Origin of the sequence: Microbacterium sp. CGR1 (assembly GCF_051062835.1) — a bacterium.
Classification (GTDB): Bacteria; Actinomycetota; Actinomycetes; order Actinomycetales; family Microbacteriaceae; genus Microbacterium.
Genome location: NZ_JAOTPG010000001.1, coordinates 2,252,868 through 2,272,404, shown reverse-complemented (window position 1 = coordinate 2,272,404; position 19,537 = coordinate 2,252,868). Strand labels below are relative to the sequence as shown.

Annotated in this window: 18 protein-coding genes; 8 read left to right on the top strand and 10 right to left on the bottom strand. The window is 68.6% G+C overall.

What is annotated here, in order from left to right:
* The first annotated feature begins 74 nt into the window (after positions 1–74).
* Together OD997_RS11250 and OD997_RS11245 are read left to right on the top strand one after the other, a co-directional pair.
* Entirely contained in the window at positions 75–3,068 is a 2,994-nt protein-coding gene (locus OD997_RS11250; protein WP_434331646.1) for an alpha-mannosidase, read from the top strand.
* An 86-nt stretch (positions 3,069–3,154) separates the two neighbouring features.
* Entirely contained in the window at positions 3,155–3,565 is a 411-nt protein-coding gene (locus OD997_RS11245) for an MmcQ/YjbR family DNA-binding protein (protein ID WP_431075263.1), read from the top strand.
* Positions 3,566–3,611: 46 nt separating this feature from the next.
* Here OD997_RS11245 and OD997_RS11240 read toward each other — a convergent pair whose 3' ends face one another.
* From OD997_RS11240 to OD997_RS11230, 3 genes are read right to left on the bottom strand one after another with little or no spacing between them, the layout of a single operon-like run.
* Positions 3,612–4,385 carry a hypothetical protein gene (locus OD997_RS11240; RefSeq protein ID WP_434331645.1) on the bottom strand — a complete coding sequence of 258 codons (774 nt, stop codon included), beginning with the start codon at positions 4,383–4,385 and terminating at the stop codon, positions 3,612–3,614.
* A gap of 55 nt (positions 4,386–4,440) precedes the next feature.
* Entirely contained in the window at positions 4,441–5,100 is a 660-nt protein-coding gene (locus tag OD997_RS11235; protein ID WP_434331644.1) for a hypothetical protein, read from the bottom strand.
* Positions 5,097–5,630, bottom strand: coding sequence for a MarR family winged helix-turn-helix transcriptional regulator (locus tag OD997_RS11230; RefSeq protein WP_434331643.1), 534 nt, complete (start codon positions 5,628–5,630; stop codon positions 5,097–5,099). The genes OD997_RS11235 and OD997_RS11230 overlap by 4 nt, the downstream gene beginning before the upstream one ends.
* Before the next feature lie 164 nt (positions 5,631–5,794).
* Here OD997_RS11230 and OD997_RS11225 point away from each other — a divergent pair, with 164 nt between their 5' ends.
* Complete coding sequence (locus OD997_RS11225) at positions 5,795–7,309, top strand: DUF222 domain-containing protein (RefSeq protein ID WP_434331642.1); 1,515 nt, start codon at positions 5,795–5,797, stop codon at positions 7,307–7,309.
* A 46-nt stretch (positions 7,310–7,355) separates the two neighbouring features.
* Here OD997_RS11225 and OD997_RS11220 read toward each other — a convergent pair whose 3' ends face one another.
* The gene (locus OD997_RS11220) at positions 7,356–7,946 is read right to left on the bottom strand and encodes a hypothetical protein (RefSeq protein ID WP_056311474.1); all 591 of its coding nucleotides are present in this window, start codon (positions 7,944–7,946) and stop codon (positions 7,356–7,358) included.
* A 120-nt stretch (positions 7,947–8,066) separates the two neighbouring features.
* Here OD997_RS11220 and OD997_RS11215 point away from each other — a divergent pair, with 120 nt between their 5' ends.
* On the top strand, positions 8,067–9,293 hold the full coding sequence (locus tag OD997_RS11215; protein ID WP_434331641.1) for a glycosyltransferase: 1,227 nt from the start codon (positions 8,067–8,069) through the stop codon (positions 9,291–9,293).
* Positions 9,290–10,510 (top strand): glycosyltransferase, encoded by a 1,221-nt coding sequence (locus tag OD997_RS11210; protein WP_434331640.1) that lies wholly within the window; start codon positions 9,290–9,292, stop codon positions 10,508–10,510. Before OD997_RS11215 ends, OD997_RS11210 begins: the two co-directional genes overlap by 4 nt.
* Before the next feature lie 49 nt (positions 10,511–10,559).
* On the opposite strand, the gene OD997_RS11205 is transcribed toward OD997_RS11210, so the two are convergent.
* The 3 genes from OD997_RS11205 to OD997_RS11195 all read right to left on the bottom strand — a co-directional run bounded on the left by OD997_RS11205 (position 10,560) and on the right by OD997_RS11195 (position 11,845).
* A complete protein-coding gene (locus OD997_RS11205; protein WP_434331639.1) occupies positions 10,560–11,042 on the bottom strand; it encodes a hypothetical protein in 483 nt (160 codons plus the stop codon).
* Positions 11,043–11,058: 16 nt separating this feature from the next.
* Positions 11,059–11,619, bottom strand: coding sequence for a hypothetical protein (locus OD997_RS11200; RefSeq protein WP_434331638.1), 561 nt, complete (start codon positions 11,617–11,619; stop codon positions 11,059–11,061).
* Between the two features lie 64 nt (positions 11,620–11,683).
* Complete coding sequence (locus tag OD997_RS11195; RefSeq protein WP_164481744.1) at positions 11,684–11,845, bottom strand: hypothetical protein; 162 nt, start codon at positions 11,843–11,845, stop codon at positions 11,684–11,686.
* A 91-nt stretch (positions 11,846–11,936) separates the two neighbouring features.
* Between OD997_RS11195 and OD997_RS11190 the strand changes: the two genes are divergently transcribed.
* Positions 11,937–12,911, top strand: coding sequence for a GlxA family transcriptional regulator (locus OD997_RS11190; RefSeq protein WP_434331637.1), 975 nt, complete (start codon positions 11,937–11,939; stop codon positions 12,909–12,911).
* Between the two features lie 24 nt (positions 12,912–12,935).
* Here OD997_RS11190 and OD997_RS11185 read toward each other — a convergent pair whose 3' ends face one another.
* On the bottom strand, positions 12,936–13,637 hold the full coding sequence (locus tag OD997_RS11185) for an NRDE family protein (RefSeq protein WP_434331636.1): 702 nt from the start codon (positions 13,635–13,637) through the stop codon (positions 12,936–12,938).
* A 70-nt stretch (positions 13,638–13,707) separates the two neighbouring features.
* Between OD997_RS11185 and coaBC the strand changes: the two genes are divergently transcribed.
* The gene (coaBC, locus tag OD997_RS11180) at positions 13,708–14,922 is read left to right on the top strand and encodes a bifunctional phosphopantothenoylcysteine decarboxylase/phosphopantothenate--cysteine ligase CoaBC (protein ID WP_434331635.1); all 1,215 of its coding nucleotides are present in this window, start codon (positions 13,708–13,710) and stop codon (positions 14,920–14,922) included.
* Between the two features lie 77 nt (positions 14,923–14,999).
* A complete protein-coding gene (locus OD997_RS11175; RefSeq protein WP_434331634.1) occupies positions 15,000–17,216 on the top strand; it encodes an ATP-dependent Clp protease ATP-binding subunit in 2,217 nt (738 codons plus the stop codon).
* Positions 17,217–17,303: 87 nt separating this feature from the next.
* Here OD997_RS11175 and OD997_RS11170 read toward each other — a convergent pair whose 3' ends face one another.
* Together OD997_RS11170 and OD997_RS11165 are read right to left on the bottom strand one after the other, a co-directional pair.
* Positions 17,304–18,815 carry an APC family permease gene (locus tag OD997_RS11170; RefSeq protein WP_434331633.1) on the bottom strand — a complete coding sequence of 504 codons (1,512 nt, stop codon included), beginning with the start codon at positions 18,813–18,815 and terminating at the stop codon, positions 17,304–17,306.
* Between the two features lie 86 nt (positions 18,816–18,901).
* On the bottom strand, positions 18,902–19,489 hold the full coding sequence (locus tag OD997_RS11165; RefSeq protein WP_434331632.1) for a nitroreductase family protein: 588 nt from the start codon (positions 19,487–19,489) through the stop codon (positions 18,902–18,904).
* Between the last annotated feature and the right edge of the window lie 48 nt (positions 19,490–19,537).

The window sequence follows — 19,537 nt, the reverse complement described above, 5'->3', positions numbered from 1 at the left end:
CGCGATTCGGCTCTCGCAGCTATATCGCTTTAGTAAAATAGGCTGAGAAACCCGGCTTCGATGGAGAACACCGCATGCATGATGGCACCTCGCTCACCGTAGGCCGCGTCAGGCGGGTGCTCGACGAGCGCATCCGCCCGGCGATCCACTCGGCATCCGTGCCGCTGGAGGTGGAGGTCAACGAGCTGCCGGGGGAGCCGATCAGCCCGAGTGCCGGGCTCGCGCTCGACTTCTCACCCGCGTCCGTCCCGAGCGCGTGGGGTCCGGCCTGGTCGACCACGTGGTTCCGGCTCTCGGGCCGTGTCCCCGCAGATTGGGCGGGCCGCCGCGTCGAGGCTCTGATCGACCTCGGCTTCAGCGATCACATGCCCGGCTTCCAGTGCGAGGCGCTCGCCTACCGCCCCGACGGCACGCCGGTGAAGAGCATCAACCCGCGCAACCAGTGGCTGCCGATCACCGAGACGGCGCGCGGCGACGAGCCCGTCGAGCTCTACCTCGAGGCGGCGGCCAACCCGGTGCTGCTCGACCACCACCCCTTCCTGCCGACGCAGGAGGGCGATATCCGCACCTCGTCGCGTGAGCCGCTGTATCGCACCCGCCGCATCGATCTCGCCGTCTTCGAGCAGGAGGTGTTCGAACTGTCCCTCGACCTCGAGGTGCTGTTCGAGCTGCAGGCCGAGCTGCCCGAGACCTCTCCTCGTCGCATGCAGATCCTGCAGGCCATGGACGACGCCCTCGACGCCCTCGACCTTCAGCGCATCGCGCAGACGGCATCCGATGCCAGGGCCCGTCTCGCCCCTGCCCTCGCGGCGCCCGCGGAGGCGAGCGCTCACCGCATCTCGGCGATCGGTCACGCGCACATCGACTCGGCCTGGCTGTGGCCGGTGCGCGAGACGATCCGCAAGGTCGCTCGCACCACCTCGTCGATGACGACGCTCATCGACGAGCAGCCGGACTTCCTCTACGGCATGTCGAGCGCGCAGCAGTACGCGTGGCTCAAGGAGCACCGGCCCGAGGTCTGGGAGCGCGTCAAGGCGGCCGTCGCCGACGGGCGCTTTCTGCCGCTCGGCGGCATGTGGGTCGAATCCGACACCGTGATGCCGTCGGGTGAATCGCTCGTGCGCCAGTTCTCATACGGCCAGCGGTTCTTCGAGCGCGAGTTCGGGATCCGCTCGAAGGGCGTCTGGCTGCCCGACAGCTTCGGCTACTCCCCGGCCCTGCCGCAGCTCATGCGCCGCGCAGGATTCGAGTGGTTCTTCACACAGAAGATCTCGTGGAATCAGCAGAACGTGTTCCCGCACCACAGCTTCCTGTGGGAGGGGATCGACGGGTCGCAGGTCTTCACGCATTTCCCGTCGATGGACACCTACAACTCGCAGCTCAGCGGCATGGAGGTCGCCAAGGCCTCGCGCCAGTTCAAGGAGAACCGGGTGACCTCGCGGTCGATCGCCCCGGTGGGCTGGGGCGACGGCGGTGGTGGCACCACGCGCGAGATGACCGGCAAGGCGAAGCGCCTCGAGAACCTCGAGGGCAGTGCGAAGGTCGTGTGGGAGCATCCCGACGCCTTCTTCGACGCGGCCCGCGCCGAGCTTCCGAATCCCGCCGTGTGGGTGGGCGAGCTCTACCTCGAGCTGCACCGTGGAACCCTCACCAGCCAGCACGCCACGAAGGCGCTGCACCGCTGGGCCGAGCACGCCCTCGTCGAGGCCGAGCTGTGGGCGGCGACGGATGCCGTGCGCACCGGCGCCGCATACCCTCGTGCCGAGTTCGACCGCCTGTGGGAGACCGTGCTGCTGCACGAATTCCACGACATCCTGCCCGGCACATCCATAGCGTGGGTGCATCGTGAAGCCGTCGAGGTGCTCTCCGGGGTGCTCTCGGACGCACAGGATCTCGCGGATGCCGCCCGTCGATCGCTCGCGGGCGAGGGAGAGCGCGAGCTGCGGTTCGTGCCGAACTCGGTCGGCGGTGGGCGCGCACTGGGGGCCGCGTTCGTCGAGGCGCGCACTGCGGCTCCCGTCTCGCTCTCGGAGGAGGTCGGCGGATGGCGGCTCGAGAACGAGCTCGTCTCGGTGCTGATCTCCGCCGAGGGGCTGATCGTCTCGGCGGTCGACAAGGCATCCGGTCGCGAGGCCGTGGCCGAGGACCGCGCGGCGAACCTGTTCCAGCTGCACCAGGACTTCCCGAACATGTGGGATGCCTGGGACATCGACAAGTACTACCGCAACAGCGTCGAGGACCTCACCGGGGTCGCCTCGATCTCGGCATCCGTCGTCGATGGTACGGCTTTGGTCACCGTGACCCGGTCGTTCTCCGCATCGACGATCGAGCAGACGATCGTCCTCGCTCCCGACTCCCGCACGGTTGCGTTGCGGTGTGACATCGACTGGCACGAGACCGAGAAGCTGCTCAAGCTCGCGTTCCCGCTCGACATCCAGGCCGCGCACACCGAAGCCGAGACGCAGTTCGGATACCAGTCGCGCGTGACGCACACGAACACGAGCTGGGAGGCGGCGAAGTTCGAGACCTCGATGCACCGATTCGTGCTGGTGCGCGAGCAGGACTTCGGCGTCGCTCTCGTGAACGATTCGATCTACGGCTACGACACGTCACGCGAGGTGTCGGATGACGCGGTCGCCACGACCGTGCGGCTTTCGCTGCTGCGGGCGCCGCGGTTCCCCGACCCCGACACCGATCACGGTCACCACACGATCGAGGTGGGCTTCGTGATCGGAGCGGATGCCGCGCTCGCGACGGCCGAGGGGATCACGCTCAACAGCCCGGCGACGCTCGTGCGCGGCGCCCGCGAGGTCGACGCGCTCGTAGCGGTGGAGGGCGAGGGCATCGTCGTGTCGGGGGTGAAGCTCGCGGACGACGGATCCGGCGATGTGATCGTGCGGGTCTACGAGGCGCTCGGGCGGCGCGTGGCGGGCTCGGTGGTCGCGGACTTCGACCACCGCGAGATCCGCGAGGTGTCGCTGATCGAGGATGCGCTCGACGAGGCGCGCATCGGTGGCGAGCTGAGACTGCGACCGTTCGAGGTGCGGACGCTACGCATCGTCCGCTGAGTCGCGTGCGCTTCTGACCCTGCATGTGGCAGTCGGCGTGACGCAGGCCATTGTGGCGGTCGCTGTGCAGGGAGGACTATAGGCGAATGGTCACCCTCGACGATGTGCGCGAGATCGCGCTCGCGCTCCCCGGCGTGACCGAGCGACCTGGCGGTCATACGGGGGAGCCGTCGTGGCGTCTGCCGAGCGGGCAGATCGCGTGGATCCGCGGGCCCAGCAAGGTGGACCTCCGCCAGCTCGCCGACCTCGGACTCGAGTGGCCTGAAGGTCCGGTGCTCGGTGTGCGGGTGGCGAGCCTCGAAGAGAAGGCGGCGCTGCTCGCGGCGGAGCCCGACGGGCTGTTCTCCATCCCTCATTTCGACGGGTACCCGGGGCTGCTCGTGCAGCTCGACACCGTCGAGAAGGACCGCCTCGCCGAGATCATCGCGGATGCGTGGCTCGTGCGTGCGCCGGTGCTCGTCGCGAAGCAGTGGCTCGCGGAGCGCGGGCTGGACTGATCAGGCCGCTGTCAGGAACGGCCGATGCCTCGCCCGGTGTCCCCCGTCAGGGCTGCAGTGCGCCAGTGACGGTCTGCATGGCCGTGGTGCCGTCTGCCAGGGACTGCCGATGATCAGGGTGGTCGCGGAAGAAGATGAGGACAGCCGCGACGGCTGCCGGATCCGAGCCGAGACGATGCGCGTCGATGATCGCGGGCATCTGATCGGCGACCGAGATCGCCAGTTTCGGGCCGTGCAGTCCGACGACGTCGACGGTGCCGATCTGGTCCCACGACGCCTCGATCGACGCAGACCCGCGCACACCGTGCAGACCGCGTTCGTCGACGACCAGACCGAGGGGCGTACGCAGGGCCATGAGTTCCCGCCCGAGCCCGACCAGGGAGACCATGCCGAGGGCGTACGGTCCCCATTCGAGGAGCCGGCCGTCCATCGTCGGGAGGCCGAGCGTCCGGACGAGAAGGTTCGTGAGGGCGGGGAGCATCCCGATCGCGGGGACGAGCCAGAGGGCGACGCGGACGCGGACAGCAGGCGTGAAGCGCAGCGGGCCGGTCGTCGCGATCCGCACGAGGCGTTCGCGCAGCGATCGCGCCCAGAGGGAGAGGGCGACGGCCAGCATCCCCGTGTAGACCGCGAGCGACAGCATGACGAGCCGGAAGCCGGCTTGATCGTCGACGATCGCGAGCAGCAGGGGCACGAGTGCGAGGATGCCGAGGAGCGCCAGCGCCGCAGTCGGAAAGCGGCCGTTCGGATGCACGGACCGCGAGCCGTCGACGATGCGCACGGATCTGGCGGCCGTCCTCATCGGCATCTGTTCAGGCATCTCGTCCCCCCCCGGGCCATCCGAATGCGGTCGATCCTGACCGCAGACTTCCGTCTCAGACTGCCATGAGGAACGGCCGAGCTGCGTCGAGGAGCGCACGTGGGTCGTCGGCCCAGAGCCTGATGCGGTCGACCCGATGCGTCCCACCCTTCGGAGCGAGACCGGGGAGGCGGATCGCGACCAGGCGCTCGAGCTCGATCTCGATGTTGGTCTCGTCCTGCATCCGCTCGGCGTACTCCGTGCCGACGATGCGCGGTTGCTTGGGTTCGTCGACGCGGCGATCGATCGCGATCGACGCGATGTCGGCCCAGGTGACCGGCACATCGACTTCGAGGCCGCTGCGCACGCGGATGCCGTCGGGGCCGACGGAGTGAGGGCGCATGAGCATCGCGCAGAGCAGTCCGACCATCCAGGTGACGCCCCAGATGCCGAGCACCAGCAGCGTGATCCGCACGGCCGGCCACGGGTGGACGATCAGGTCGAGGATCGGGATCTCCACTGCGGAGAGGCCGATGAAGATGAACAGCACGGTGAGCACGGGGCGGTGATAGCCGACTCCGGTGCCGCCCCTGGGGACGGCCGGACGACGGGCGATCGCCCGCGCGATGCTCGAGTAGACGCGGAGCTCCGCGATCCACGCGCGATGGAGGAAGTTCAGGATGCGCGCGAGCGGCGTCGGGGTGTGGGTGGTGTCATCGCGCAGTTGCTCGGTCATGGGGTGCCGCCCGGTGCCTGTGCCTGTGTCTGTGTCTGTGTCTGTGTCTGTGTCTGTGTCTGTGCCTGTGTCTGTGCCTGTGCTGGTGTCTGTGCGCTCGCCGCGGAGGTGACGAGGGTCTCGAGATGCGCGATGACGGCTGCCAGGCCGCGCTCGACGGTGGCCCGATCGTCGGGCGCGATCGCGTTCAGCAGGGTCTCGTTGAGCTGGGCGTGCTCCTCCTGCATCCGCGCCATGGTCTGGACGGCGGTCGGCGTGAGCTCGACCAATACGGCACGGCGATCGGAGGGGTGCGGCGTGCGACGGACGTGGCCGGAATGCTCCAGTGCGTCCACGAGAGCGGTGATGTTGCGGGGAGTCACCTCGCAGAGGGTGGCGAGGGCTTGCTGGGTCGACGGGCCGGCGTGCTGCAGGACCCAGAGAAGGTGCACTCGGGTCGGTGTGAGATCCGTGCCGGCGAACGCACGGGCCATGTCCTTCTGGAACAGATCGGCGATCTGGAGGAGGCGGTCAACGAAGAGGGGTTCCATGGCTGTTACCTTACTACATTGTTACCTATGTTCACTATGCCTGATTGCGGGCGTGCGTGGCTCGCGTTGTGTCATTCTGGGAGACTGGAATACGCCTCTGATCTGGGGTAAAACGGGGCAGTTTCGGGTCTTGAATGTCGGTGGTCCCGGGTTGACTTACGGGTATGAACAGCACCGTGGAGCTTTTGGATCGGGTCATCGCCGACCTCGACACAGTGCTGTCCGGCGATGCGCTGGCCGGGTTGACGGACGCGGATCGGGTCATGGTGTTGCAGGGCGCGGGTGCGGTTTTCCGCCGTGCGGAAGCGGTGATCGTGGAGACGGTGGCGACGGGTGATGCAGTCGACTTCCCGCACTCGGCCGGGTGTCGGGGTTTGAACGAGTTGCTGCAGCGGACGGTGCGGGTCGATGTGCGGGGAGCATCCCGGGTCGACACGGTCGTCGACCTGGTGCGGCGCCCGGTGAGTCTGTCGGGGGAGAGGATGCCGGCCCGCTGGTCCGAGTTGCGGCTCGCGCTGCTGGATGGGGTGGTCGGGGTGGCCGGGTTCCTGGCGGCGACGGGTCCGATCGAGCGGGTGTGGGATCGCCTCACGGTCGATCAGCGGTTGGCGGCGGATGTCGCGTTGGCCGGGTGTGCGCGCGGACACGGACTCGTGGCCGACGATGACCCGGATGCTGACGATCTGGAGGGGGTGCCGGGTCCGGCGCCGACGGCGCAGGACTTGAAGGCGCTTGCGGAGGATCTCGCGTCGATGTTCGACCCGGATGGCGAAGAACCGAAGGATGAGGACTCGAAGCGTCGTCGGGGCGTCACGATCGGCCGTCTCAAGGAGGGCGTGCACGCGATCCGCGGGTATCTGACCCCCGAGGTCGCGGCGCAGTTGCAGCTGATCATCGACGCGATCCTCAACCCGAAAGGTGACGGCCCACCGATGCCCGGGGTGCATTTCGCCCCCAGCGACGGCGCGGATGCTGACTCTGACGTCGACGTCGACGTCGACGCGGATGGTGACGCAGGCGGTGGCGGTGCGGATCCGTTCAACTCCGACCCGCGGTGTGTGCTCGATGATCGCACGGCGGCGCAGAAGCGCCATGATGCTCTCGCAATGGTGTTTACGATCGCGGCCCGTCACAAGAACATGCCCACGCTCGGTGGTTCATCACCGGTCCTGGTCGTGAACGTCGATGCGAAAGACCTAGCCGGCGGAGCGGGCGGTAATGGCGGGTGGGCGACGATCCCGGGATCCGGCGCCCACGTGCCGGTCTCCGTCGCCGCGCACGTCGGATGCACCGGCACGATCCAACGCGTCCTGTTCGACGAAGGCCGGATCATCGGCATCACCACCACCGACCGCATCTTCACCGTGCACCAACGCCGGGCGATCATCGCCCGCGACAAGGAATGCCTGATCCCCGGATGCCATGTGCCGGCGTCGTGGTGTGAGATCCACCACGTCACCGAACACGCGAGGGGTGGGCCGACGCATACGGATAACGGTGTGCCGTTGTGCTGGTGGCATCACCGATCCCTCGGAGCCTCCGGGTGGGAGATCCGGATGGACGAAGGTGTCCCGCAGGTGCGGGGTCCGCGGTGGTGGGACCCCGACCTCAGATGGCGCACCCCACGACTCAGCCTCCCGCGGATTGCGGACGTTCGTGCTGCCCCGCTGCGGGTCTGAGCGTGATCAGGCGGGATCGAACAGGTTCAGATGCAATCGAGTGCGTTCAGGCCGGTCCGAGACGCAGCACCTCGGGAGACTCGCCCCCGGTCAGCTCGTCGGCGATGCGGATGCTGCGTGCCAGATCGTCGAGCGCGCCGTCGAGAGTGCCGAAGCGTTCGCGTTCGCTGCAGACCGCGGTCAGCGTCACCAGATGGGTGCCGGTGTCCCAGGTGTACGTCGCGAACGGAGGGCTCGCAGGCGACGGGGGCATCGACACCACGAGCTTCTCGCCCGCACCCAACCACCGACTCGAGAACGACACGGTGTCGTCGTAGTCCATCGGCATGGATGCGCGAGCGATGCGCACCTCGGGGGTCAGCGCCTGCACGGTGGCCATCGCGACGACGAGCTCCGGATCGGCCTTCCACGTCCACACGAGCACACGACCGGCGGCCCTGCGCATCAGCAGAGGAGCAGCCTGACTCATCGCCCACGCACCGAACCGAGATCCCGGCCGCTCCGTGACGCCGATCGCCGAGTTCACCTGCCCCAGCAGCATCCGGATGGCGGCCTTGCGGTGCCGCCGGCCCTTCCAGCCGAGCGAGTCCGTGACGGGGATCCACTGCTGGGGGTCGGCGTCGGCTGTCAGTCGCATGCCTCCACGCTAGGGGGTGAGCCTGAGGGATGCCGGTATGCCTCGGCGGCTCGATCAGGGCCCTCGGGTAGAGTGGCCAGCGCCCGATCGGGCTCTTTGGCCGCCGTACCGTAAGGCAGAATGTCCTCCTCTACCTCCGATCCGACGAGTGCTCCCGACGTCGCCCCCGACCCCGGGCAGCGTCCCCTGCGCATCCTGATCGGATGCGACACCTTCGCGCCCGACATCAACGGCGCCGCCCGCTTCGCGGAGCGCCTCGCAGCAGGTCTCGTGCAGCGGGGAGAAGACGTGCACGTGGTCGCCCCGAACGTGGCCTACCGCCGCACCCCCGCGCAGACCGAGGTGATCGAGGGCGAGCCGATGACCATGCATCGCCTTCCGTCGGTGCGCTGGGCGCCCCACGACTGGCTGCGCTTCGTGTGGCCGTGGCGCGTGAAGCACTACGCCCGGAAGATCTTCGACAGCGTGCAGCCCGACGTCGTGCATATCCAGTCGCACATCGTGATCGGTCGTGGCCTCGCCCGGATCGCGCACGAGCGCGGCATCCCCGTGATCGCCACGAACCACGTGATGGCCGAGAACATCCTCGACCACACGACCATGCCCAAGTGGGTCGACGACCTCGTGCTGCGCTGGGCCTGGGGCGATGCGAAGCGCACATTCGCCCTGACTCGCGCGATCACCACCCCGACACGTCGCGCCGCCGACTTCCTCGAGCGCACCGTCGCCGTCGAGAACGTGATCCCCGTCAGCTGCGGCATCGACCGTACGCAGTACACCCCGGTGATCGCTCCTCGCGAGAAGAACCGCATCATCTTCGTCGGACGCCTGACCGCCGAGAAGCAGGTCGAGGTGATCCTCGAGGCCATGACGAAGCTCGACCCGGCGCTCGATGCGACCTTCGACATCGTCGGCGGCGGCGACCAGCGCAAGCAGCTCGAGAGCCTCGCGACCCAGCTGGGTCTCGCCGATCGGGTGACCTTCCACGGCCGCACGACCGACGAGGACCTGCGGGCGCTGCTGTCGCGCGCATCCGTCTTCACGATCGCCTCGATCGCCGAGCTGCAGTCGATCGCCACCATGGAGGCCATGGCCTCGGCACTGCCGATCGTCGCAGCGGATGCCGTCGCCCTGCCGCATCTCGTGCACGACGGCGAGAACGGCTACCTGTTCGAGCCCGGCAACGCCGACGCTCTCGCCGCACGACTGACCGATGTGCTCACCGCATCGCCGGGAGAGTACGCGCGGATGCAGCAGGCATCGCTCGACGGCGTCGCCATCCACGACATCAACCGCACGCTCGACACGTTCGAGGCGCTGTACCGCGACGAGCCGCTGCCCGAGTGACGGCCCGCGCCATGCACATCGTCTTCTTCGGCGATCAGCACCTGGACTCCCTCGGCGGGGCGCAGGTGTCGATGCGGCTGCAGCGCGAGTTCCTCGAGCGCGCAGGCCACACGGTGACCGTCGTCGCCCCGAAGATGCACGGGTCGCGTGCTTCGGACGTCACGGACCCCTCGAACCTCGATCTGCCGTCGGTGCCGATCACCGTCGACCGCGAGTACTCGATGAGCTGGCCGGGGCGGGCGACCGATCGCTTCCTCGATCGCGCGATGACGCGTCGTCCGCCGGTCGACCTCGTACACGTGCAGGCCGACTTCTGGGGCGCGTTCATCGGGCACCGGTACGCCGCGCGCCACGGCATCCCGGTCGTGCACACCCTGCACAATCGGGTCGACGTCGGCATCGCTGCGGTCACTCCTCTGCACCGCCCCGTGCTCGGTGTGTTGAACCTCTGGCGGCGCCGAGCGCTGCGTGATGTCGCGGCGCCGGTGGGTGGGGCCGACGGCTGGGCGTTCCTGCGCGGCATCGCCAGTGGCGCGTCAGCCGTGACCGCACCCTCGACCCATTTCGCTCGCCGCCTCGAAGAGCACGGGGTCTTCAGCCCGGTCGACGTCGTCTGGAACGGCATCGACGACGACGTGCGCGAGGCGACGCTCGCGGCGGCGCCGACAGATCGCGCGCCCGGTCGGCCCCGTTTCGTGTGGCTCGGACGGATGAGCCCCGAGAAGCGACTGCTGCCGTTCCTCGAGGCCTTCGTCGCCTCGGGTGTCGACGCGGATCTCGAGATCATCGGCGGCGGGGCGCAGCGGTCGGCAGCGGAGAAGATCGTCGCAGGCTCGGCGAACGTGCGGTTCGCCGGCAAGCTCAGCTACCCCGACACCCTCGCGCGCATCGCTGGCGCAGACGCTCTCGTGCAGACCTCGATCGGCTTCGAGACCCAGGGCATGACGCCGTTCGAGGCCGCGACCCTGGGCACGCCGTCGGTCATCAGCGATCCTGACATCGCGGCCGAGCTCGGCGGCGGGCTCTGGGCCGTCCCCGGGGCCGCAGGCACCGAGGCGCAGCGCAAGGCGGGTCTCGTCGAGACGCTGCGCCGCGCAGCATCCGACATCGCCGCTGGCACCGCACCGATGCCGATGCGCGAGGTCTCGGAGGCATTCCGCCAGTCGTCGCGCACGGCCGCGATGATCGAGGTCTACGAACGCGTGCTCGCCGGCTGAGGCGCCGCTCTCAGAGCCCGAGCGCTACCGGATTCTGCGCTGCCGACTCTCAGAATCCGAAGTAGTAGAACAGGTTCGACACCCACGAGACGAGCGTGCCGACGACCGTGCTGCCAGCCAGGCCGATCGCGATCGCGGCCAGCAGATGCGGCGCCGGACGGCGCAGGGCGATGATGCCGAGCACCAGTCCTGTTGCGGCGACCGCGAGGACGAGCAGGTTCACGAGGTTCGACAGGACATCGACGACTCCGAAGCCGATGCTCATGTACATGAGCGGGGTCACGAGCTGGAAGAGCAGGCCGATCGCCACCCCGATCACGGCGATGAGGAACGCCGTTCGTCCGAGGGCGCCCGTGCGGGCGGCTCCGCCTGGCGCGTTCGGCTGTGCGGGCGCCCCGTAGGGCTGGCCGGGCTGCGCGTAGGGCTGGGAGTAGGGCTGGCCGGGCTGGGAGTACGGCTGGCCGGGCTGGGAGTACGGCTGGCCCGGCTGGGCCGGATCGGGCTGCTGCGCGGGCTGCTGTGGTTCGCTCATGGAAGGCTCCGGCCGCTCAATAGGACAACGCGTAGAAGAGGTTCGAGACCCACGCGACGAGGATGCTGGTGATCTCGGCCGCGGAGATGCCGATCGCGATGCCTGCGAGCACCTGCTGTCCCGGTCGCCGCACCGACATGAGACCGAGGATGAGAGCCACGATCGCGACGACGAGCACCAGGCCGTTGCCGATCGCTCCGAAGGCGCCGATCGACGACGGGTCGGCGAGAGTGCGGATGATCACCGGGTAGGCGATCGTGACGATGAGCGCGATGCCGAGGGCGCCCAGCGCGACGATGAACGCGAGGCGGCCGAGCGGCGCGCCGGCGGTTGCCTGAGACGGAGAGGAGGAGCCTGGGTGCGGCTGCCCGGCGTACGGCTGTGCCGGGTGCTGCTGCCCCGGATACTGATTGCCCGACGGCTGCTGTGCCGGATAAGGCGAACGCGAGGGCGAACGCGAGGGCGAGGGCGAGGGCGAGGGCGAAGGCGAAGGCGAGGGTGGCGGTGGCGCGGGATGCCCCTGCCCTTGCGGGGGAGTTCCGTACGGCTGCGCGGGAGGCTGCTGCGGCTCGCTCATGGTGTCGAGCGTAGCCGCGGACCCGGCGGGCGGGAAAGCCTCGTACTGAACCCTCCGCCAGAGCTCAGCGGTACGTGTGCCCCGCCTCGGCGCGGTCGAGTGTGTCGTGGTCGGCGACGCGCGACCAGTCGGTGGGTACGTGACGGTATCCGTCGCGACGGAGTTCGACGATGGTGGCGATCAGCGCCCACGCGCCGAGTGCGAGGAGTGCGATGAGAAGGATCATGGCAGAAACGCTACGATCACTCTTGATCTGCCACGAGTGGCAGAATAGACTGCGAGCGTATGAAAACTGCCAACCCGGGGAGAGCGTCATTATGAAGACCGTCGCCTGCGTCGTGCAAGACGGATTCGCGCCGTTCGAGTTCGGCCTCGCCTGCGAGGCCTTCGGTCTCGACCGATCGAACGACGGGGTGCCGAACTTCGACTTCCGGGTCATCGCCCCGCATCCGGGTGTCGTGCAGTCGAAGCTCGGCTTCTCGATCAACGTCGAGCACGACCTGTCGTTCGCCTATGAGGCCGACCTCGTGGTGCTCTGCCCGGTGCCGCGGGAGTACTGGCCGAACATCGATCCGCTGCTCCTCGACGTCGCCCGTGACGCGGTGGCGAGAGGCGCGTGGCTGCTGACGATCTGCAGCGCCTCGTTCATCCTCGGTGCTGCGGGAGTGCTCGACGGTCGCCGTGCGACCACGCACTGGATGTACTCCGACATCATGGCCGAGATGTATCCGCAGATCGACATCGACCCCGATGTGCTCTTCGTGCAGGACGGTCGGATCATCACGAGCGCCGGCACAGCCGCCGGGATCGACGCCTGCCTGCATCTGCTGCGCCAGGAGCTCGGTGCCGAGCTGACTAACCGCATCGCTCGTCGCATGGTGGTGCCTCCGCAGCGCGACGGCGGTCAGGCGCAGTTCATCGACCGCCCGATCCCGGTGGTTCCGAGCGATTCGCTCGCCGGGGTCGCCGACTGGGCCGTCGAGCATCTGCGCGACGATCTGGGCGTCGATCAGCTCGCGGCCAGGGCGCTGATGTCACCCCGCACGTTCGCGCGCCGGTTCAAGGCCGAGTACGGCGCGACCCCCGCGGCTTGGCTCGCCAGGCAGCGGATTCTGCACGCCCAACGACTGCTCGAACGCAGCGACCTGTCGCTCGAGCAGATCGCCGACGAATGCGGCTTCGGGTCGGCGGCGGTGCTGAGGCAGAACTTCTCACGTGTGCTCGACACGACCCCGACCGCCTACCGGGCGCGCTTCTCATGCGTCGACGACGCGGAGACCACCGCGGCCTGATCGACCTGAGCGGCCTGAGGGGTCTCAGTGGTCCCAGTGCCCGGGGCTCGGGAGCGCGCGATAGTCGACGTCGACCCCGTCGGGTGTGACCGACGCGGTGCAGTACAACAGGGACTGGGTCGGATACCCGTGCGGACGGTTGTCGCGGATGATCGCCCGATCGTCCTCGGGGTCGAGTCGGGCGGACGAGGCGAGCAGCGATATCCACTCGCCGGTCCAGTCCGCGCTGGCGGCGGCCGGGCCCAGCGCGCGGAATTCCGGCAGCCAGGCGGCGATCCGCGGGGTATCGGTGTCGTCGAGATCGTCGTGCGCGATCATGTGGACGCCGTCGCTGATCGGCGTCTCGCGCAGCTCGTCGCCGTCCCAGCTCAGCACGCGGGATCCCTCAGGGCGCACCTCGAGCAGATTGAACCCGTGCATGGGCAGCGGCGCGATCGGGGATCTGCCCGCGACGGACTCGAGTGCGAGCGAGCCGCGCGACACAGCGACATCGTCGGCGAGGTCGAGCACGTCGGCGCGGTTGAGCAGCACGGCGAGACGTCGTTCCGCCGGGTTGACTGCGAGCCAGGCGCCGCCGGCTCGCCGGTCGCGGATCCCCGAGACCCCCGGGTGGGCGTCCGGCCACCATTCGCCGAGGGCATCCCACTCGCGTTGCGGATCTTCGTCGCGCACCGCGAGCAGACGCGCGGTGTCGGGGCCGGCCACATCGATCACCACGGTGCACACGCGTTTCAGTCTAGGAGCGGGTCGAGCAGTCTCGGGCCCGTGGCGTCGGATGCTGCGGCAGAATCGAACCGTGAACATCGTCGTCGGAGTTACGGGTGGCATCGCCGCATACAAGACAGTGCACCTGGTGCGGCTGCTGACCAAGGCGGGTCACGATGTGACCGTGGTGCCGACGGAGGACGCACTGCGCTTCGTCGGAACGCCCACGTGGGAGGCGCTCAGCAGGCATCCGGTCACGACGAGCGTGCACGACGACGTCGCCCGCGTCCGCCACGTGGCGCTCGGCCAGGGAGCCGACCTCGTCATCGTCGCGCCCGCGACCGCCAACTCGATCGCGAAGATCACCGCGGGCATCGCCGACGATCTGCTCGGCACCACACTCCTCGCCACGGAGGCGCCCGTCCTCCTCGCGCCCGCCATGCATGCCGAGATGTGGCGCAACGCGGCCACGCAGGCGAACGTCGCGACTCTCGTCTCCCGTGGCATCCACCTGGTCGGTCCCGCGGACGGCGAGCTCGCCGGAGGCGACAGCGGACCGGGGCGCATGTCCGAACCCGAGACGATCTTCGAGGCCGCCGTCGCGCTGCTCGCGCCTCGTGACCTCGATGGGCTGCGCGTCGTGATCTCGGCCGGCGGCACCCGTGAGCCGATCGACCCCGTGCGGTTCCTCGGCAACCGCTCGAGCGGGCGCCAGGGCATCGCGTTGGCCGCCGACGCGGCCGCGCGAGGCGCAGAGGTGACCGTGGTCGCGGCGAACGTCTCGGGTGACGTGCTGGCCGCTGCGCGGCATCCGTCGGTCCGGGTCGTCTCCGTGGGAACGGCCGCCGAGCTCTCGACGGCGATGAAGGATGCCGCCCGGTCGGCCGACATCGTGATCATGGCCGCGGCGGTCGCCGACTACCGACCGGCATCCGTCTCGGCCCAGAAGCTCACGAAGGAGCAGGGACTGCTCACGCATCTCGAGCTCGTCGAGAACGAGGATGTCGTCGCGGCCCTGGCCTCGGCCAGAGCCGATGGTGCAGCACCCGAGGGGCAGGCGATCGTCGCCTTCGCGGCGGAGACCTCGGAGAGTGTGGACGAGCGACGCGACCGCGCTCGCCGCAAGCGCGAGCGCAAGGGCGTCGACCTGCTCGCCGTCAACCTCGCGAACGCGGAGCAGGGTTTCGAGAGGCCCGACAACGCGGTCGAGATCGTCGGGGAGCGCGGCGAGGTCGTGGCCTCCGCCGCAGGTACCAAGCGCGAGGTTGCCCGGGTGATCCTGGACGCCGCGCTGACTCTGAGGTAAACTTGAGTCAAGTCCACTCAACTTTGCGGACTGCATCCACGAGAACGTGACCAGAAGGAGTCTCCCAGGAGGAACACATGCCAGGCCCACAGAGCGCACAGAACGACGACCAGCAGTCCGCCCTCGAGCAGTTCGGGATCAACCTCACCGACCGCGCCCGTCAGGGCAAGCTCGACCCCGTCATCGGACGGGACAGTGAGATCCGGCGCGTCAGCCAGGTGCTCACCCGCCGCACCAAGAACAACCCGGTGCTGATCGGCGAGCCCGGCGTCGGCAAGACCGCCGTCGTCGAAGGACTCGCCCAGCGCATCGTCGCGGGCGACGTCGCCGAGTCCCTCAAGGACAAGGAGCTGGTGTCGCTCGACATCTCGGCGCTCGTGGCCGGTGCGATGTACCGCGGCCAGTTCGAGGAGCGCCTGAAGAGCGTCCTGAAAGAGATCACCGAGTCCGACGGGCAGATCATCACCTTCATCGACGAGCTGCACGTGCTCATGGGTGCCGGTGGCGGCGAAGGCTCGGTGGCGGCGTCGAACATGCTCAAGCCCATGCTCGCCCGCGGCGAGCTGCGCCTGATCGGAGCCACGACGCTCAACGAGTACCGCGAGTTCATCGAGAAGGATGCCGCGCTCGAGCGCCGCTTCCAGCAGGTCTACGTCGGCGAGCCCACGGTCGAGGACACCATCGCGATCCTCCGCGGACTCAAGGGCCGGTATGAGGCGCACCACGGTGTGACGATCTCGGACAGCGCCCTGGTCGCCTCCGCTGCGCTCTCGAACCGCTACCTCCCCGCCCGGCAGCTCCCCGACAAGGCGATCGACCTGATCGACGAGTCGATGTCACGGCTCAAGATGGAGATCGACTCGTCCCCCGTCGAGATCGACCAGCTCAAGCGCCAGGTCGATCGCATGAAGCTCGAAGAGCTCGCCCTCAAGCGCGAGAAGGACGCAGCCTCCAAGGAGCGCCTCGCCGCGCTCCGAGAGCAGCTCGTGGGCATGGAGGCGCAGCTCGCCGACCTCGAGGCACGCTGGGCGCGCGAGCGTCAGGGTCTGAACCGGGTCGGCGACCTGAAGAAGAAGCTCGACGACGCGGTCACGCAGCGCGATCTCGCGATGCGCGAGGCCGACTACACCCGTGCCTCGAAGCTCGAGTACGAGACGATCAAGCGCCTCGAGCGCGAGATCGCCGAGGCCGAACAGGCCGAAGCCGCCGTCTCGAGCGAGGGGCGCATGGTCAACGAGCAGGTCACCGACGAGGACATCGCCGCCGTGATCGCGGCGTGGACCGGCATCCCGGTCGGCCGTCTGCTGCAGGGCGAGAGCGAACGGCTGCTGCACCTCGAGTCCGAGCTCGGCCGTCGTCTGATCGGCCAGAAGGATGCCGTCAAGGCGGTGTCAGACGCCGTGCGGCGTTCGCGTGCGGGCATCAGCGACCCAGGGCGCCCGACCGGCTCGTTCCTGTTCCTCGGGCCGACCGGCGTCGGAAAGACCGAGCTCGCGAAGGCCCTCGCGGACTTCCTGTTCGACGACGAGCGCGCCATGGTGCGCATCGACATGTCGGAGTACGGCGAGAAGCACTCCGTCTCCCGGCTCGTCGGCGCCCCTCCCGGGTACGTCGGCTACGAGCAGGGCGGTCAGCTCACCGAGGCGGTGCGGCGGCGTCCCTACAGCGTCGTGCTGCTCGACGAGGTCGAGAAGGCGCACCCCGAGGTGTTCGACGTGCTGCTCCAGGTGCTCGACGACGGTCGTCTGACCGACGGACAGGGCCGGACGGTCGACTTCTCGAACGTCATCCTGATCCTCACGTCGAACCTCGGCTCGCCGATCCTCATCGACCCGACCCTGTCTCCCGATGAGAAGCGCGAGCAGGTGATGGCGCTCGTGCACCAGGCGTTCCGTCCGGAGTTCCTCAACCGCCTCGACGACATCGTGATGTTCTCGGCGCTCAGCCAGGACGACCTCGCACAGATCGTAGAGCTCTCGATCGACCAGCTGCACAACCGGCTGCGCGATCGGCGGCTCACGCTCGCGGTCACGCCGGACGCGCGGTCGTGGCTCGCCGAGCGCGGATACGACCCGATGTTCGGTGCGCGTCCGCTGCGACGCCTCATCCAGACCGAGGTGCAGAACAAGCTGGCGACGGCTCTGCTCTCGGGTGGGGTGCACGACGGCGACCTGGTGCGCGTCGACGTGGCGGCCGACGGCACGGGCCTCGTGCTCACCTCGACCGCACCGGAGCCGGACTCGGGGACCGAGCCGGACGACGATGACGTGATCGAGGCAGAGCTCCTCGACTAGAGCGAGACGGCGGGTTCCGGCAGGCGAGTGGACACGAAGAGGGGCGGATGCCGCGGCATCCGCCCCTCTTCTCTGTGCGGGATCGTGTCAGCTTCCGGTCGGTCGCCGGATGCCCTTCAGCGCATCGGCTTCGAGTTCGCGGCCGATGATCGAGTGTCGCCGCGAGTACGCGAAGTAGATGATCAGGCCGAGCGCGAGCCAGATCGCGAAGCGCAGCCAGGTCTCGGTGCTCAGGTTGAGCATGAGCCAGAAGCAGGCGAGCGCCGAGATCCACGGCAGCCACGGCGACAACGGCACCGTGAACGGACGCTCGAGGTCGGGGCGGCTCTTGCGCAGGATCGGCACGCCGATGCTCACGAGCACGAACGCCGACAGGGTGCCGATGTTGATCATGTCGCCGAGCACCTGCACATCGGTGAACCCGGCGATGATCGCGATGATCACGCCGACGATCAGCTGGATGCGGATCGGCGTGCCGCGCTTGGCGTCGGTGACGCTCAGTGAACGGGGCAGCAGGCCGTCACGGCTCATCGCGAACACGACGCGGGCGAGGCCCATGAGAAGCACCATGACGACGGTGGTGAGGCCGACGAGGCTGCCGATCGCGATGACCTGGGCAGCCCAGGTGGCCCCGACCAGCTCGAAGGCGCTCGCGAGCGACGGCTCGTCGAGTTTCGCGAGTTCGGTGTACGAGACCATGCCGGTGATGACGATCGCGACCATCACGTAGAGCACGGTGACGATGATCAGACCGAGGATGATGCCGCGGGGCACCGTGCGCTTGGGGTCCTTGGTCTCCTCGGCGCTGGTCGCGACGACGTCGAAGCCGATGAACGCGAAGAACACCAGCGCAGCACCGCTGAGGATGCCGAAGACGCCGTACATCGTCGGGTCGGAGCCCGTCATGAACGAGAAGAGGGACTGCGTCCACGCGCTCTCGGAGGCGGCGCCCGATTCGGCAGGCGGCACGAACGGGGTGTAGTTGGCGCCGTTCACGAAGAAGAAGCCGACCACGATGACGAACAGCACGATCGCGACCTTGATGACCGTGAACACGCTGTTCACACGGCTCGACAGCTGGGTGCCGAGAGCGAGCAGCACCGTGAAGATCGCGACGATGACGACGGGGCCCCAGTCGAACGAGAGGGGCCCGAGCTGCAGGGTCATCGGGATCTCGAGGTCGAACAGCGACACGGCGTCGCCCAGGTACACGCCCCAGTACTTCGCGATCACGGCCGACGCCATCAGCATCTCGAGGATGAGGTCCCAGCCGATGATCCACGCGAGGAACTCGCCGAGCGTCGAGTAGGTGAAGGTGTACGCGGAGCCCGCGACCGGGATGGAGGACGCGAACTCGGCGTAGCAGAGGATCGCGAGGCCGCAGACGGCCGCGGCGATGATGAACGAGATGATCACCGCGGGGCCCGCGTGGCGGGCAGACGCCTCGGCGCCGACCGAGAAGATGCCGGCGCCGACGGCGACCGCGACGCCCATGACCGCGAGGTCCCAGACCCCGAGGGAGCGCTTCAGCGAGCGTTTCTCGTCGTGCGTCTCGGCCATCGACTGCTCGACCGATTTGATCCTTCGCTGAATCGCCATGCGCACGAGTCTAGGTCTGGGCGGCGCACGCACGAAGGGCGCCACCCGGTATATCGGATGGCGCCCTTCGGCGGTGCGGCTGAGCGTCAGGCGCTGAGGATGACCGTCTCGTCGATCGGACGACGCACGCGCGGTGCGGTCTCGCCCTGCTGCAGGCCCTCGGGAAGGCCGGCGGCATCGCCGTACTCGCCGACGGCGATCACGGTGAGGGCCGAGAATCGCGGCGACAGGTCGGCGAACTCGCGGATGACCTCGGGGTCGAAGCCGCTCATCTGGTGCACGAGGAGACCCTCGTGGTGGGCCTGCACCGAGAAGTGCGCGACGGCCTGGCCGAGGTCGTAGACCGCGTGGCTGATGGCCTTGCCCTCTTCGGACTCGGTCTCGGCGATCGCGACGATGAGCGCCGACGCCTTCGAGGCCCAGAGCTGGTTGAACTCGACCAGCGAGTCGACGACCTGGTCGAACAGGGCGGTGCCGCGACGCGCGACGATGAAGCGCCAGGGCTGCAGGTTGTAGGCGGAGGGCGACCAGCGCGCGGCCTCGAGGGCGGCGTTCAGCTTGGCGTCGTCGATCGTGTTCTCCGCGTCGTAGGCGCGGGGGCTCCAGCGCCCGGCGAGGACGTCGAGGACGGGGTGCTCGGTGGGGGCGGTGCGGTCGATCACGGGAGTGCTCACGGAAGTGCCTTTCGGAAAGGAGTCGAATCGGACTCCTTCGTCCGCGTA

What these genes read in the sequence shown, in the direction of transcription:
- OD997_RS11250 (WP_434331646.1), top strand. Translation starts at nt 75, where the DNA reads ATGCATGATGGCACCTCGCTCACCGTAGGCCGCGTCAGGCGGGTGCTC.
- OD997_RS11245 (WP_431075263.1), top strand. Translation starts at nt 3,155, where the DNA reads ATGGTCACCCTCGACGATGTGCGCGAGATCGCGCTCGCGCTCCCCGGC.
- OD997_RS11240 (WP_434331645.1), bottom strand. Translation starts at nt 4,385, where the DNA reads ATGCCTGAACAGATGCCGATGAGGACGGCCGCCAGATCCGTGCGCATC.
- OD997_RS11235 (WP_434331644.1), bottom strand. Translation starts at nt 5,100, where the DNA reads ATGACCGAGCAACTGCGCGATGACACCACCCACACCCCGACGCCGCTC.
- OD997_RS11230 (WP_434331643.1), bottom strand. Translation starts at nt 5,630, where the DNA reads ATGGAACCCCTCTTCGTTGACCGCCTCCTCCAGATCGCCGATCTGTTC.
- OD997_RS11225 (WP_434331642.1), top strand. Translation starts at nt 5,795, where the DNA reads ATGAACAGCACCGTGGAGCTTTTGGATCGGGTCATCGCCGACCTCGAC.
- OD997_RS11220 (WP_056311474.1), bottom strand. Translation starts at nt 7,946, where the DNA reads ATGCGACTGACAGCCGACGCCGACCCCCAGCAGTGGATCCCCGTCACG.
- OD997_RS11215 (WP_434331641.1), top strand. Translation starts at nt 8,067, where the DNA reads ATGTCCTCCTCTACCTCCGATCCGACGAGTGCTCCCGACGTCGCCCCC.
- OD997_RS11205 (WP_434331639.1), bottom strand. Translation starts at nt 11,042, where the DNA reads ATGAGCGAACCACAGCAGCCCGCGCAGCAGCCCGATCCGGCCCAGCCG.
- OD997_RS11200 (WP_434331638.1), bottom strand. Translation starts at nt 11,619, where the DNA reads ATGAGCGAGCCGCAGCAGCCTCCCGCGCAGCCGTACGGAACTCCCCCG.
- OD997_RS11195 (WP_164481744.1), bottom strand. Translation starts at nt 11,845, where the DNA reads ATGATCCTTCTCATCGCACTCCTCGCACTCGGCGCGTGGGCGCTGATC.
- OD997_RS11190 (WP_434331637.1), top strand. Translation starts at nt 11,937, where the DNA reads ATGAAGACCGTCGCCTGCGTCGTGCAAGACGGATTCGCGCCGTTCGAG.
- OD997_RS11175 (WP_434331634.1), top strand. Translation starts at nt 15,000, where the DNA reads ATGCCAGGCCCACAGAGCGCACAGAACGACGACCAGCAGTCCGCCCTC.
- OD997_RS11170 (WP_434331633.1), bottom strand. Translation starts at nt 18,815, where the DNA reads ATGGCGATTCAGCGAAGGATCAAATCGGTCGAGCAGTCGATGGCCGAG.